At 73.8% G+C, this 14,421-nt stretch carries 11 protein-coding genes and 1 pseudogene; 7 read left to right on the top strand and 5 right to left on the bottom strand.

What is annotated here, in order from left to right:
• Positions 1–24: 24 nt before the first annotated feature.
• Positions 25–363 (top strand): annotated as a pseudogene (locus B7R87_RS34355) (glycosyl hydrolase family 28-related protein); the annotation flags it as partial.
• A gap of 993 nt (positions 364–1,356) precedes the next feature.
• Here B7R87_RS34355 and B7R87_RS01210 read toward each other — a convergent pair.
• The 3 genes from B7R87_RS01210 to B7R87_RS01200 all read right to left on the bottom strand — a co-directional run bounded on the left by B7R87_RS01210 (position 1,357) and on the right by B7R87_RS01200 (position 5,321).
• Complete coding sequence (locus B7R87_RS01210) at positions 1,357–2,550, bottom strand: hypothetical protein (protein ID WP_130585410.1); 1,194 nt, start codon at positions 2,548–2,550, stop codon at positions 1,357–1,359.
• 142 nt (positions 2,551–2,692) lie between these two features.
• Positions 2,693–4,177, bottom strand: a complete 1,485-nt coding sequence (locus tag B7R87_RS01205) for an FGGY-family carbohydrate kinase (protein WP_130585409.1) — start codon at positions 4,175–4,177, stop codon at positions 2,693–2,695.
• A gap of 88 nt (positions 4,178–4,265) precedes the next feature.
• A complete protein-coding gene (locus tag B7R87_RS01200) occupies positions 4,266–5,321 on the bottom strand; it encodes a 2-hydroxyacid dehydrogenase (RefSeq protein WP_006350951.1) in 1,056 nt (351 codons plus the stop codon).
• Positions 5,322–5,657: 336 nt separating this feature from the next.
• Here B7R87_RS01200 and B7R87_RS01195 point away from each other — a divergent pair, with 336 nt between their 5' ends.
• The 3 genes from B7R87_RS01195 to B7R87_RS01185 all read left to right on the top strand — a co-directional run bounded on the left by B7R87_RS01195 (position 5,658) and on the right by B7R87_RS01185 (position 8,793).
• Positions 5,658–6,269, top strand: a complete 612-nt coding sequence (locus B7R87_RS01195) for a histidine phosphatase family protein (protein WP_130585408.1) — start codon at positions 5,658–5,660, stop codon at positions 6,267–6,269.
• A 120-nt stretch (positions 6,270–6,389) separates the two neighbouring features.
• The gene (locus B7R87_RS01190; protein ID WP_006350954.1) at positions 6,390–7,166 is read left to right on the top strand and encodes a DeoR/GlpR family DNA-binding transcription regulator; all 777 of its coding nucleotides are present in this window, start codon (positions 6,390–6,392) and stop codon (positions 7,164–7,166) included.
• A 169-nt stretch (positions 7,167–7,335) separates the two neighbouring features.
• Entirely contained in the window at positions 7,336–8,793 is a 1,458-nt protein-coding gene (locus tag B7R87_RS01185) for an FGGY-family carbohydrate kinase (RefSeq protein WP_130585407.1), read from the top strand.
• A gap of 69 nt (positions 8,794–8,862) precedes the next feature.
• Here B7R87_RS01185 and B7R87_RS01180 read toward each other — a convergent pair whose 3' ends face one another.
• Positions 8,863–9,453 carry a lytic polysaccharide monooxygenase auxiliary activity family 9 protein gene (locus tag B7R87_RS01180; RefSeq protein ID WP_006350957.1) on the bottom strand — a complete coding sequence of 197 codons (591 nt, stop codon included), beginning with the start codon at positions 9,451–9,453 and terminating at the stop codon, positions 8,863–8,865.
• Positions 9,454–9,829: 376 nt separating this feature from the next.
• Here B7R87_RS01180 and B7R87_RS01175 point away from each other — a divergent pair, with 376 nt between their 5' ends.
• A complete protein-coding gene (locus B7R87_RS01175; protein WP_006350958.1) occupies positions 9,830–10,306 on the top strand; it encodes a hypothetical protein in 477 nt (158 codons plus the stop codon).
• Between the two features lie 237 nt (positions 10,307–10,543).
• On the top strand, positions 10,544–12,187 hold the full coding sequence (locus B7R87_RS01170) for an APC family permease (RefSeq protein ID WP_006350959.1): 1,644 nt from the start codon (positions 10,544–10,546) through the stop codon (positions 12,185–12,187).
• 58 nt (positions 12,188–12,245) lie between these two features.
• Here the strand turns inward: B7R87_RS01170 and B7R87_RS01165 are convergent, their stop codons facing one another.
• Positions 12,246–13,583 (bottom strand): aminotransferase-like domain-containing protein, encoded by a 1,338-nt coding sequence (locus B7R87_RS01165; RefSeq protein WP_006350960.1) that lies wholly within the window; start codon positions 13,581–13,583, stop codon positions 12,246–12,248.
• A 244-nt stretch (positions 13,584–13,827) separates the two neighbouring features.
• Here B7R87_RS01165 and B7R87_RS01160 point away from each other — a divergent pair, with 244 nt between their 5' ends.
• Complete coding sequence (locus B7R87_RS01160) at positions 13,828–14,382, top strand: DinB family protein (RefSeq protein WP_006350961.1); 555 nt, start codon at positions 13,828–13,830, stop codon at positions 14,380–14,382.
• Positions 14,383–14,421 lie beyond the last annotated feature (39 nt).

Raw genomic sequence — 14,421 nt, 5'->3', positions numbered from 1 at the left:
ACGGAACCAGAAGGAGAACGGCAGATGTCTCAGAACAACCGGACGGACCCCCGCGGCCGGGACGGCGGGCTCAGCCGCCGCGCGGCACTGTTCGCCGGGACCGCCGCCGCTGCCGTCCCCACGGTCGCCCTGGGCGCGGGCACCGCACACGCCGCGAACCCCGCCGGGGCCCCCGGCAGCGGGCGCGGCTGGATCGACGTGACCGAGGCACCGTACAACGCCCTGGGCGACGACGCCGCCGACGACGGGCCCGCGCTCCAGGCGGCCTTCGACGCCGCGGAGGAGGGCGACACGGTCTATCTGCCGCGCGGGAAGTACAAGACGAAGCGGACCCTGGTCCTCTCCACGGCCAATGTCACCGTCCGCGGCGCCCACGCGGGCCGGTGGCCCTACGAAACCGCGGCGCCCTCCTGCATCAAGCCCTTCTCGGGCCAGTTCACCGGCGATGTCCTCATCCGCATACCGGACAAGGAGAAGGGCGTCCCGGGCCGCCCCGCGCTCGCCGCCGACCCCGACGGCATCCGGCTGGTCGACCTGGCGTTCAACGGAGTCTCCGCGCCGGGAGTCGGCGGGCTCCTCGCTGAAGGCGTCGTCCGCGACCTGCGGATCGACCGCTGCACCTTCTGGCAGTTCTACGGGCACGCCGTCCACACCAAGCCCCATGTCCGCGCCGACGGCAACACCTACTTCTCCAAGGGCTGGCGGCTCAACGAGGTCACCTGCTGGAACATCAAGGACGCCGACGCGGCCACCCCCAGTTACGGCTTCCACCTAGACAGCCTCACCGACGCGCAGCTGACCGACTGTCTGGCCGGGGAGTGCAACACGGGCTACTACCACGTCGCCCCCGGCGACACCACGTACACCAACTGCCGCAGCGTCTTCAATCGTCTCCACGGCTTCCGCCTCCAGCGGTACAGCGACGGCATCGTCTACAACGCCTGCTCCACCGACCGCAACGGCGGCGACGGCTGGCATCTGACCGCCAAGGGCGCCGCCAACCGGCCCGTGCTGTTCTCCGGCTGCTACGCCCGCCGCGACGGACGGTACGGCGACACCGCCAACAAGTCCGCCGGACTGCGGGTCCTGGGCGAGGCGACCGCCCCGCATCCGCCGGTGATCGTCAGCGGCTTCGTCGCCGTCACCGGAAAGAACGACCGCGGCAGCAGCGGGACCGACCGGGTCTCCCCGGACTACGGCATCCGCATCGGCCACGCGCCGGTCGTCACGGCGCACCCGTCGCCGTCCGGGCCGCGTCCGCGCAGCCCAGCAGCAGCGCCGCGGGCTCGTCGCGGCCCGCCGCCGCCAACGCGTCCGCGGGACTGGTCCGGGTCCTGCTGCGGCATGTCCCGCCGGTCAGCGCCGGGCGGCCGCAGCCCGCGGAACCACCGGCTCGAACGGATCCGCCGCTCCCGTCCAGCGATGCAGCACCGCGCGTCCCTTCTGAAGCGTGACGCCGCCCGAGGTCTCCGTCCCCGTCTCGGCGACATAGTGGGTCCCGTCGCCGACGGGGACGAGGCCGTACTGGCCCCCGCCCCGCCGGCCGTGGATCCCGCTGGGGAGATGGAGCAGCCCCGTCGGCTCCAGCCTCAGCAGATTCCCCGGCCGGGGCACGGCCTGACCGCGGATCAGCCCTGGCCGGGCGGGCACGGCGCCGTCGACGACGAAGAGGGTGTAGTTCGGGAAGGCCGGCTTCTTCCCCTTGTAGACCGCCAGCAGCCAGTTCCGGGTCGCCGGATCCCAGGCCAGGTTCTGCACCCCGTACGTCGTATTGCCGGTGTGGACGAAGTAGCGGCCGGTGTACGAGTCCGGGCCGCTGCGGTGCGGATCGGCCCCGCCCGGCGGCCGCTCGTACCGGGCCCAGTCGGTGGTGTCGTACTGGAGCAGGATCTGGTGGTCGTTGTCCGACCGGGCCGTGTTGGAGTAGATCCCGTACGCCACGGTCAGCCGCAGGCCGTCGCCCGGTCCGAGGGCGGGACCGAAGGCGACCCCGTCGATACCGCTCGTCCCGTACCGGTGGTCGGGCGTATTGCCGGTGTTGCCGTCGAAGACCCCGTCACCGTTCATATCGGCGGTGTAGTCGTCGGCGACCTGCTGGAGATGGACGGTCGTCATCACCCCGGAGGTCCGGGCGTCCATGTTCATCCGGGTGATCCGGCCGGGGTCGAAGACGGCGATGTAGAAGGCGTTCCCCGCCTTGTGCTCCAGGGATCCGTACACCCGCCCGTCGCCGGGGTGGAGGTCGAGGTCCCCCAGATGGCCGGAGATGCCGGTGACCGAGCCGGTCGGCCGCCCGCCGAGATCCGTCTTCACCAGCCGGTCGGTGTACGAGAAGTACATCGCGCCACGGGCCCGGTCCAGGGCCATCCCCTGGAGATGGCCGGACCGCCAGGCACCGCCGTCGATCACCGCGGGCAGCGGCTGCGCCCGCCCGGCCGGGGCGGCGGCCGGTCCCAGGTCCCCTGCCGTACCCCGGCCGGTCAGCAGCGCCGAGGTGAGGACGGTGACGGCCAGCAGGGCGGGGAGTCGCAAGCGTACGTACAGCCGCATGAATCCTCCGGAATCGTGGCTCTCGAACGGACGAACCGGCAGAGGGACGAAGGGGCGGACGAAGGGGGATACCGGAACGCCTGTGTGTCGAGGGTCCATCAGGGCTCCGGAACCCGCACCGGCTGCTGGGCCGGGGCGGTGATCAGCGCCCCGGGGGACCGGCTTCGCTCCACCGCGCCCGGACCCGGGCGAGTTCGGCGCGGTAGCGGGCGTACCCCTCTTCGTACCGGGCGGCGTTCCCGGGGTCCGGCTCGACGGTCCGGTGGGCCGACGGCGGCGCGCCGGAGAAGACCGGGGACGGGGAGGAGGTGTCCAGCGCACTGCGCGCGACCGCCGCCACGCCCAGCGCGCCGACCTGTTCGGCCAGCGGGATCCGGACCGGCCTGCCGAGCACATCGGCGATCAGCCGGGCCCACATCACCGAGCGGGTGCCCCCGCCGCACAGCGCCAGGGTGCCGCTGAGTCCCGCGGTCTCCAGACAGTGCCGGGCGGCGTACGCGATGGCCTCGCACACCGCGCGGACGGCGTCGGCCGGACCGGTGGCCAAGCTCAGCCCGTCGAGCCTGCCGTGCGCCGCGGGCTCCACGAACGGGGCCCGCTCGCCCGCTTCGGACAGGAACGGCAGGGCACGGACCCCCCGCGCCCCGGGCGGGCTCGCGGCGAGCAGCGTGTCCACCGCGTCCGTACCCGCGCCGACCAGCGCGAGCACCCACTCCAGCGCCGCGGTGCCGACCATCGCGGGCATGGCCCGCAGCCACCGTCCGGGCGCCGGGGTGCAGAGCCACATTCCGGCGGGCTCCGCCGCCGGGTCGAGGTCGACCCGGTCCGTCAGCACCTGGCAGGCCAGGGTCGTCCCGAGGATCAGCAGCCCGTCGCCCGGCTCCCGTACCCCGCTGCCCACGGCACAGGCCGGCAGGTCGTACGGGCCCGCGACCACGGGCAGGCCCTCGGCGAGGCCGAGCAGCGAGGCGCCCCGCGCGTCGAGACCGAGGACCGTCCCCGGGGCGGCGGGCTCCGGCAGCAGCCCGGCCCGCTCGGCGATCCCGCAGGCGGCCAGCGCGTCGGGGGCGTACGTCCGGGTGCGGGGGTCGAGGAACGGGAGCGTGGCGTCGGAGGCGTCCAGACAGACCCGGCCCGTCAGCCGCTCCGCGACGGTGTCCACGCAGTATCCGGCGGTGGCGGCCCGGGCGAGGCTCTCCGGCTCGTGCTCCTGGAGCCAGTGCAGCAGGGGGCCGTGGCAGCCGGGGAACATCCCGGATCCGGTGGACGCGTACGCCCGACGGATCGTGCCGTCCGTCAGCCAGCGGGTCACCAGCTCCGAAGCGCGCGCGTCCAGCCAGGAGATCGCGGGCCGCACCGGCCGCCCGGCCCCGTCCCGCAGCCACAGCCCGTCGCCCTGGCCGGTCAGGGCCAGCGCCTCCGGGGGGCGTCCGGCCGCCGACACCACCTGGCGCACCACCGACCGGACGCTCGCCACGACGTCGTCGGGGTCCTGCTCCACCCGGCCGCCGGGCAGCCGGTCCAGCCGTGAGGGCCGGGCCGCCGACGCCAGCGGCGTCCCCTCCTCGTCGAAGAGGACGGCCTTGGTGACCGACGTGCCGATGTCGACTCCGAGGACCGTACTCACGGCCGGCCCCCTTCCCCGCCCGGCCGCGCGGGACGACGGAACCGTCCGGTCCGCGGCCCCCGGGGCGCGCCCGGTCCGGCGGCCGCGGTCATGACCGGTCCGCCACGAGGACCTCCGGGTTGGCCGGATGGGCCAGTGGCTCGCCGCGGGCGAAACGCCCCACCTCGGCCGCCGTGATCGCCGCCGCCCGATGGGCCGTCTGCCGGGTGGCGCCCGCCAGATGAGGGGTCGTGATGACGTTCGGGGCGTCCCGCAGCGGCCAGTCGCCGGGCGGCGGCTCGACGTCGTACACATCGAGGGCGAGGGCGCCGAGCGCGCCGCTGCGCAACAGGTCCGGCAGCGGGGCGTGGTCGAGCAGCCCGCCGCGCGCCGAGTTGACCAGGACCGCGCCGCGCGGCAGCAGACCGAGCCGCCGGGCGTCGATCAGACCGCGGGTCTCCTCGGTGAGCCGGGCGTGCAGACTCACCACCGAACTGCGGCGCAGCAGCGCGTCCAGCTCGACCGGCTCCACACCGTCGGCCGCCGCGGCGACCGGATCCGTGTACGGGTCGGCGACCAGCACCCGGGCGCCGAAGGCCAGCAGGACCCGGGCCACGATCCGGCCGATGGCGCCGTAGCCGACCAGACCCACCGTGGCACCGGCGAGTTCGGTGCCGCCCTCCTCGTACGCGTACAGATCGCCACGCCACCGGCCGGCCTTCAGCTCGGCGTCCGCCGTGCCGATCCGGCGCATCGCGGCGAGCATCAGCCCCACGGCGAACTCGGCCGCCGCGGCGGCGTTGCGGCCGGGGGCGAAGCTGACCGCGACACCGTGCCGGGTGGCGGCGGCGAGGTCGACGTTGACCGGACCGCCCCGGGAGACCGCGACCAGCCGCAGCCCGGGAGCCGCCGCGAACACCCGCCCGGTGAACGGCGCCATCTGCGTGACACAGACCGACACCCCGGACAGGGCCCCGATCAGCTCCTCCTCCGTGCCGCTCGCCTCCTGGACACCGCCGACGGAACCGAAGGGCTCATACGGCCAGGGCAGGGTCAGCTCGGTGACCTCCGGGCTCTCGCCGCCGGTCCCCGGCAGTTCCCGGGAGAGGGCGGTACGGATCAGATCGGGGCGGACGAAATGGTCACCGGCGGCGAGGATGCGCATGAACACCGTTCCTTCTGCGGGGCAGGCGGAGCAGAACGAGAGCGGAGAAGCCATGACCCCGGCCCGGCCGGGGCCCTCTTGAGGACCGGGCCGGCTCCGTCCCGGGGACCCGGGCCCGTTTGAGAGATCGTCTGTTAAATTTAACAGCGGTGATGTGGAGCGGCAACGACCCTTCGCCCGCCGCTGCCCGTGGCGGTCGCCGTCTCCTTCCCGCTGTCGTGCGTCCCCCGACGAGTCCTCAGATCTGCCGGGTTTTTATTGTTCTTGTTGTTCTTGTTGTTTCCTGTGGTGTTTTCCGGATCCGGCCGCCGGTCCGCCCCTGGGTAAGGAGCCCCGATGACCTCCCGCCTCCTCCTCGTCCGGCACGGCGAGACCGAGTGGCACGCGGAGAACCGTTACGCCGGAACCTCGGACGTCGCCCTCACCCCGAAGGGCCGGGCCCAGGGGGCCGCCCTCGGCCGGTGGGCGGTACGGGCCGGGGTGGACGCCGTCGCCGCCTCCCCGCTCGGCCGCGCCCGGCTCACCGCGGAGCCCGCCGCCGACGCCCTCGGGCTCCGTACGGAGATCGTGGCAGAGCTGCGGGAGATCGACTTCGGCTGGGGCGAGGGCCGGACCATCGCGGAGATGGCCACCGAGGACCCGGAAGCGGTACGGCGCTTCCGCGAGGACGCCGGAACGGGCGGCTTCCCCGGTTCGGAACCCCTGCCCGCCGCGGCCGCCCGCGCCACCGCCGCGCTGCGCGCCCTGACGGAGCGCCACCCCGGGCGCACGGTCCTGGTCGTGGCCCACAGCACCCTGCTGAGGATCGCCCTCTGCGCTCTGCTGGGACTGCCCCTCGGGCAGTACCGGCAGCTCTTCCCCCGCCTCGACAACGGCGCCGTCACCGAGATCCGGTTCACCGGCGCCGGCGCGGCGCTCTACTCGCTCAACGTCCCCACCACGCCCTGAACGTCCCGCCGGCCGGGGCGTGACCGGCTCCGGCACCCGCCCGACGGAGGCCGCCCGCCCATGACCGAGAGACCCATGACCCGGAGACCCATGACCGAGAGACCTGTGACGAAGAGACCCATGGCCGGGAACTCCGCCGAAGAGCGTCGGCGGTTCATCGCCGGCCATGTGACGGAGCACGGCACCGCGACCGGCGCCGACCTCGCCGCGCTGACGGGCGTGAGCCTGATGACCGTCCACCGCGACCTCGACGAACTCGAACGCCGCGGGCTGCTGAGGCGTATCCGGGGCGGCGCGTCGGCCCGTCCTGCCACGGTCCTCGCAGCCGGTCTCGGCTACCGGCTCGGGGTCAACACGGCCGAGAAGGAGGCCGTGGCCAGGGCCGCGGCCGCCCGCGTCGAGCCCGGGATGTCGGTGATGCTCGACGATTCGACCACCGTCCTCGCCATGGCCCGGCTGCTGGCCGGCCGCGTACCGCTGACGGTGGTCACCAACGCCCGCCGGGTGGTGGACGTCTTCACCGAGGCGGAGGACGTCCGGCTGATCGCCCTGGGCGGCGAGTACTCCCGTACCCACGACGCCTTCCTCGGCATACCGTGCGTCGAGGCGATAGAAGCCCTCTCGGTGGACCTGGTCGCCGTCTCCGCCTCGGCCCTGGACGCCCGGATGGCCTACCACCAGGAACAGGACGTGGTGCTGGTCAAACGCGCCATGCTCAACTCGGCCGCCCGGAAGATGATGCTCGTGGACCACACCAAGACGGCGCGCACCGCACTTCACCGGGTCGGCCCGGTGGCCGCTCTCGACGAGCTGATCGTCGACGACGGGGTCGACGGCGAACTACTGGCCGGGCTCCGTGAGCACACCCGGGTGACGGTCGCACCCGTCGCGGGCTGAACCGCCCTGACGGGACCCCTTCGATGTTCGGCCGGGTGTGAATTCCACACGGCAGGGAACATGTCCTGGTCCGGGCGTGTTGCGGCACGGGACCGGACCGGACCGGACCTCGACCGCGGCAGTGTCGCGGTCCGCCGTTCCGCCGTGCGCCGAAAGGACCCCCGTACCCATGAGCAGTTCCCCGGTCGTGATCGGCGTCGACGTGGCCACCGCGGCGGTCCGGGCGCTCTGCGTCGACGGACGGGGCCGGGTGCACGGCGAGGCCCGGGAGCCGCTGCCGCCGCCGGTACGCGGACCGGGCGGCACCAGCGAACAGGACGCCCGCGCCTGGTGGCCCGCCGTCGAGGCCGCGCTCCGCCGCATCACGCACGGACTGCCCGCGCACGGCCGGGAAGTGGCCGCGGTCGCGGTCTCCGCCACCTCCGGCACGATCGTCCCCGCCGGTCCCGGCGGCCGGCTCATCGGCCCCGCCCTGATGTACGACGACCGGCGCGCCGCCGCGACCAACGCCGAGGCGCAGCGGCTCGGCGCCGCCCGCTGGGACGCCCTGGGCCTGACCGTGGGGCCGACTGCCGCCCTCGGCCGGGCCGTCGGATGTCTCCACACCCACGGCCCGGCTCTGCGCCGGGTGCTGCACACACCCGAGGTCATCGGCCGTGCCCTGACCGGCGGTCCCGTCCCGGCGGACTGGAGCCACGCCCTCAAGACCGGCTACGACCCGCGCTCCGGGCAGTGGGCCGACGAGGTCTTCGCCGCGCTCGGCTTCCCGCTCGCCCTGCTGCCCGAGGTGGGCGCGCCGGGGACCGAGGCGGGGACGGTCGGCCGGGCCGCGGCCGAGGCCACCGGACTGCCCGTGGGCTGCTCCGTACGGCTCGGGATGACCGACGGCTGCGCGGGGCAGCTCGCCACCGGGGCGGTCGAACCGGGCCAGTTCGTCGGCGTCCTGGGCACGACGTACGTCCTCAAGGGGGTGTCCACCGCCCTGGTCCGCGATCCGGCCGGTGCCCTCTACAGCCACCGCCACCCCGACGGCTGGTGGCTGCCCGGCGGGGCGTCGAACACCGGCGGCGAGGCCATCGCCCCGCTGCCCGCGCCGCGGATCGCGGCCCTGGACCGGGCGGCCCGGAAGCGGGGCCCGGCCTCGTACGTCCGCTATCCGCTGCGCCGGGAAGGGGAGCGGTTCCCCTTTGTCGCGCCCGCCGCGCGGGGATTCGCGCTGGGTACGCCCGAGGACGAGGCCGACGCCCACCGTGCCGCGCTGGAAGGAGTCGCCTTCGTCGAACGGCTGGCGGTCGAACGGGTCCGGGACCTGGGCGTCCCGGTCTCCGGCCCGCTCTTCGCGGCGGGCGGCGGCAGCCGCAGCCCGGTGTGGAACGCGATCCGGGCCACCGTCCTCGACCGGCCGGTCCGGGTCGCCGAACGGGCGGAGACGGCATTCGGCGCCGCGCTCCTGGCCGCTTCGGGCACCCTCCATGCCTCCCTCGCCGCCTGCGCCGCCGCCATGACCGGCGGCCCCGGGGCACCGGCCGTGACCGAACCGGTCCCGGCCGAACGGGCTGCCCTGGACGATGCCTACGGCCGGTTCGTCACCGAACTGGGCCGCCGCGGCTGGCTGGACGGCGCCTGATCTCCGTCCCGGGTGGCTGCCGGGCGCCTCGGCAGGCGCCCGGCAGCCGCCGCCCGGGTTTCGGAGCGGTCAGAACTGGACGTCGGAGCAGGTGTAGAAGGCGTTGTCGGTATCGGCGACGGTCCAGACGCCGACGATCAGATGGCGGCCCGACTTCTGGGGGAGCACGCCGGAGTGGGTGACCGTCGCTCCGGGGCGTGCGCCGCCGAAGGGCACGGTCAGGAACGGCTGCGGCTCCAGATCGGCCCGGGTCAGCTTCTTCGTGGGGTTGTAGCCGTCCTTGGTGACGAAGTACCGGAAGTCCGTGGTGGCGTGCTTGGCGGTGATCCGCCAGACGAAGGTGTGCTCCCGGCCGGCCGTCAGCCGGGTGGTGGGCCAGGCGCCGCCGCGCGGATCGTCCAGTTCGGAGAAGCGTCCGTTGCCACCGGCGCAGATCGTGCCGTCGGCGGGCCCGCGCTGCGGGAAGCCCTTGAGGCCCTCGACGCTCCACGGCTCCCATTCGATCTGGCCGCAGTCGAGCACCGTACCGATACCGCAGAGCTGCTGGCGGCTGACGGGGGAGTCGACATAGCCGTGGCCCTGGGCGCTGCCCGAGGCGGTGAACAGGGTGACGCCCGCCAGTCCGACGGCGAGCAGCGACGCGGTGAATCTGTTGCGCATGCTGTGCTCCATGAGTGGGGGGATGGAGTGGGTGGGGGTGCCGCATGCGGTCGGGTCGTCTGCTGCGGGTGCTGCCGGGTTCTGGTGCCTCCGGCGCCGCAGCGGACTCCCCGGGGCGATGCCGGGCGCGCTGCCGGGTGTCCCGGTCCCGCCGGGAACAGTGCGCGGGGCAATCATGGAGAGAACTAGGTCTAGACCAACTCGGAGAGTAGCGCTCTCCGTTGGGCGTGTCCACCGTCCGGCGCTCGGATAGCGGACGACGCTCCCGGCGGCCGATCAGGCGCCGTTGACGACCCCTGGCACGCATGTCAACGTGCACGACACAACTAACCGTACGGAGTCCCGTCGACACGGCGGGCAACAGGGAGGGTCCGTCATGAGCACTCGTATCCGCAGACCGGGGATCGTTACGGCGGTCGCGCTCACCGTCTCCGGGGCGCTCCTCGCCGCCGGTGCCGTCGGCCAGGCGCAGGCCGCCCCGTCCGGCGCACCGGCATCAACGGCCACCGTCCTCGCGGCGCAGGCCGACCCCACGCCGGACGAGCAGCAGAAGCTGCGGGAGATCGCGGCCTCCATCTGGACCCCGGAGCTGGCCGCCGGGTGGAACATGAACGCCGACGTGGCCGATGTCCTCTCGCAGGCGACCGACCGCATCATCCAGTGTTCCGCCGCCTACGCCCTGGTGCCCAAGCCCCCCGGCTTCCGCCCCGGCCTCGGCTATCTCGTCTCGTACTGGAAGAACATCCGGGACTACTTCCTGGCGGTGCGCGGCGACCGCCAGTACAAGGCCTGCGTGGTGTCGACCGCGGCCTACTACCGCTCCATCATCGAGATGGCGTCGGCGGGCATCTGACGCCGGGGGCGTACGGCGGGCCGCCGTACGCCCCTCCCGTTCCCGCCGCGGCCCCGGCGCCGTTGACCCGACCGGTCGACGCCGGGCCCGGACGCGGCGGCGGCCCCGGCGCGGCGCACGGCAATCCGGCCCCGGATTCCTAAAGTGGCAGCGGCACTTCCCGTCACCCCGTGGCCGCGCACCCGAGAGACGACCCCGGCCCGGCGCGCCCCCGTCCCGGAAGCACGAGGGCGCACCATGGTGAAGCAGCGCGACGCCGCGCAGTCATCCGGCAATCCGGGGCTGCGCCGGGACATCGGGCTGATCGGTCTGATCTGGACGTCCGAAGGGTCCATCATCGGCTCCGGCTGGCTGTTCGGCGCCCTCTTCGCGGCCCAGGCCGCCGGGACCGCGGCGCTGCTGTCCTGGGTGATCGGCGCCGTCGCCATCATCATCCTGGCCTTCGTCCATGCCGAACTCGGCGCCGCCTACCCCGTCGCGGGCGGTACCGCACGCTTTCCGCACTATGCCTTCGGCAGCGCGGCGGGCGCCTCCTTCGGCTGGTTCTCCTGGCTCCAGGCGGTGGCCACCGCCCCCATCGAGGTGATGGCGTCCCTCAACTATCTGAGCGTCCACGCGGACTGGGTGCAGAAGGGCGAGAACCAGCTCACCGCCGCGGGCTACGGCCTGGCGGTCGCCTTCATGGCCTTCTTCGTCGTCGTCAACTTCTTCGGCATCCGCTGGCTGGCCCATACCAACAGCGTGGCGACCTGGTGGAAAGTGGCCATTCCGGTACTGACGATCGCCGCTCTGGCGGCGACCGCCTTCCACGGCGAGAACTTCGGCCACGGAGGCTTCGCCCCCTTCGGTGCCCAGGGCGTCCTCTCCGCCATCAGTACCAGCGGCATCATCTTCGCGTTCCTCGGCTTCGAGCAGGCCGACCAGTTGGCGGGGGAGAGCCGCAATCCGGCCCGTGACATCCCGCTGGCGGTCATCGGCTCCATCTTCCTCGGCGTGCTGATCTATGTGGCGCTCCAGGTGGTGTTCATCGGAGCGCTGCCGCCGGACGCCTTCGTCCACGGCTGGGGGGATCTGGCCTTCGCCGACAAGGCGGGCCCCTTCGCCGGGCTCGCCGCCTCCGTCGGGCTGAGCTGGCTGGCCGCGCTGATCTACATCGACGCGGTGATCTCCCCGACCGGTACGGGCCTGATCTACACGACCGCCGCTTCCCGGGTCTCGTACGGACTCTCCCGCAACGGCTACGTCCCGGTCCTCTTCGAGCGCACGACCCGGCGCGGGGTGCCCTGGTTCAGCCTGCTGTTCGCGTTCATCGTCGGGCTGATCGTCTTTCTGCCCTTCCCCACCTGGCAGAAGCTGGTCGGCTTCGTCACCTCGGCGAGTGTGCTGATGTACGCGGGCGCACCGCTGGCCCTGGGGTGTCTGCGCCGACAGGACCCGGACCGGCACCGCCCCTACCGGCTGCCCGCCGGGCACTTCTGGTCGCCGGTCGCCTTCGTCGTCGCCAATCTGATCATCTACTGGTCGGGCTGGGACACGCTGTGGCGGCTCGGCGTGGCGATCGTCATCGGCTATGTCCTGCTCGGCGCGTCGGCCGCCCTCAAGCTCAACCCCCGCAGCCCGCACCCGGACTGGTGGCCGGCCCAGTGGCTGCCGGTCTATCTGCTCGGTCTGGGGGTGATCTCCTGGCAGGGCGGCTTCTGCAGTACGGGACCGGCTTCGACGGCCGTCTGCGGTGCCACCGGCGCGATTCCGCTCTGGTGGGACATCGCCGTCGTGGCCGCCTTCAGTCTGGGGATCTACTACTGGGCCCAGGCGGTCAGGCTGCCCGCGGAGGAGACCCAGGAGTACATCGGCTCGGTCGAGGTGGTCCCGGAGCACTGACCGGGGGACCGCCCGGCGCTCCCGTGCACCGGACACCGCCGCAAGGCCGCAGCGGAGTTCAGTCGCCGACGAGATCGTCCGGCGCCGAGCGCGCCAGCCGGGCGAGGGTTGCCAGGGCCCGCGGCAGGATCTGCGCCGGGGGCGAGGCGAGCCCGATGCGTACCGCGTTCACCGCGCGGTGCCCGGCGACCGCGAACGCCGAAGCCGGGACCACTCCGATGCCCTGCAGCGCCGCGGCGGCGACGAAGACGTCCGATCGCCAGCTGCCCGGCAGCTCCCACCAGCAGTGGTAGGAGCGCGGTTCGGTACGGAGGGTGAAGCCCGCCAGCTCGCGGCGGGCGATCTCCTGCCGCTCCACGGCCTGCCGCTGCTTCGCCAGCACCAGCGCCCGTACCGTGCCGTCCCGCTGCCAGCGGGAGGCCGCCTCCAGGGCGAACCCCATGGGCAGGCTGCCGCCCGAGCGCAGGGCGACCGCCACATCGGCCTGCAGCGCGGGAGGCACCACCGCGTAGCCCAGGTTGAGACCCGGCGCGATCCGCTTGGAGAGGCTGTCGACCAGAACGGTCACCTCGGGCGCGAGCGCGGCCAGCGGCGGAACGTCGTCGCGGAGAAAGGCCCAGACGGTGTCCTCCAGTACCGGGATCCCCAGCCGGACCACCACCTCGGCGAGTGCGGCGCGGCGCTGCGGCGACATGGTCAGACTGAGCGGATTGTGGAGCGTCGGCTGCGTGTAGACGGCGTGCAGCGGCCCGCCGCGCCGGGCCTGTTCGACCGCCTCCGGCACCAGCCCGTCCTCGTCCACGGCGAGCGGGACGACGGTGGCGCCGACCCGGGCCGCCAGGGACTTCACGGCCGGATACGTCACCTCCTCCACCCCCAGCCGGCCGCCAGGCGGCACCAGCGCGGCCAGTACGGCGGCGATCGCCTGACGTCCGTTGCCCGCGAACAGCACCCGTGCCGGATCGGGCCGCCAGCCGCCCCGGACCAGCAGATCGGCGGCGGCCTCCCGGGCGGACTCGGTCCCGGCGGCACCGCACGGCCGCAGCGCGGAGTCCAGCGCCCCCGGCCGGACCATCGTCCCCAGCCCCCGCGCCAGCAGATCCGACTGCTCCGGCACCACCGGATAGTTCAGCCCCATGTCGACCGGGCTGCGGCCGCCCTCGGTCAGCGCGGGGGAGGCCGTATCGGGCGCGGCGCGTACGAACGTGCCGCGGCCCACCTCGCCCACGGTCAGCCCGCGCCGGGCCAGTTCCCGGTAGACGCGGCCCGCGGTGGAGGCGGCGATACCGCGCTGCCGGGCGAAGTCCCGCAGCGGCGGAAGCCGGTCGCCCGGCCGCAGCCCGCCCGCCCTGATCTCCTCGGTCACCGTATCCGCGACGCTCTGATAGTCCGTCAACTCCCGCTCCCTTCCGTGCGATGTGTACCGGGCCGGAGGGGCGCGGGCAAGATGGTCTTTGTCCGCATCCAATCACGTGATTGCACCGAGGGCAATGCCGGAGATTGCACCGATTGGCTGGGCGTCCTAGACTCGGCTGCGTCCGGTGTCCCGTACACGGGACGGCGGGGCTCGCGACCGTGCCGGGTGGGGACCCGGCCGCGGGGCGGGCGGCGTGGCCATGAGGAAGGAACCCGTGGTTTCCATGAGCGCGACCCCCCTGACGCGGGCGATCCCGGACTCCCTGCCCCTGCCGCGGTGCCGCCGCTGCGACTTCGCCGACCGGCCCTTCGAGCGGGAGACCGCCGGTGCGGTACTGCGGGCGTACGCGGCCCGCTGGCAGCGCGTACTGGCCGACCCGCGGACGACGTCCCGTCCCGTCGGGGCGCTCGCCTGGTCCCCGCTGGAACACGCCTGCCACGTACGGGACATGTGCCTGCTCTTCCATCAGCGGCTCGACGCGACGCTCGGGACCGGCCGCGGACCGCTGCCGGATCCCGCGGTCTCCGGCGGGCATCTGCCCGGGCTCTACCGCGACGAGGATCCGCGGCGGGTCGCCGGCGAACTGGGCCGGGCCGCCCGGGCGCTGGCCCTGAGGCTGGCCGCGCTCACCGCCGCCGACTGGGACCACGACGATCCCCGGTTCCCCGGCGAGCGGCTCACCGTGGACTTCTTCACCCGCCATCTGCTCCACGACATCGCCCACGACCTCGGAGAGGTGCTGCGCGCGGGTGACGGCGGGAACGCCCCGGCGCGGTAGCGGCTCCGCTTCCGGGGCGTCTCCACCGGTGTCCGGAAA

The organism is Streptomyces tsukubensis, assembly GCF_003932715.1.
Lineage (GTDB): Bacteria > Actinomycetota > Actinomycetes > Streptomycetales > Streptomycetaceae > Streptomyces > Streptomyces tsukubensis.
Note: the sequence above shows the minus strand (reverse complement) of the source record. Positions and strands in the feature narration are given on the sequence as shown.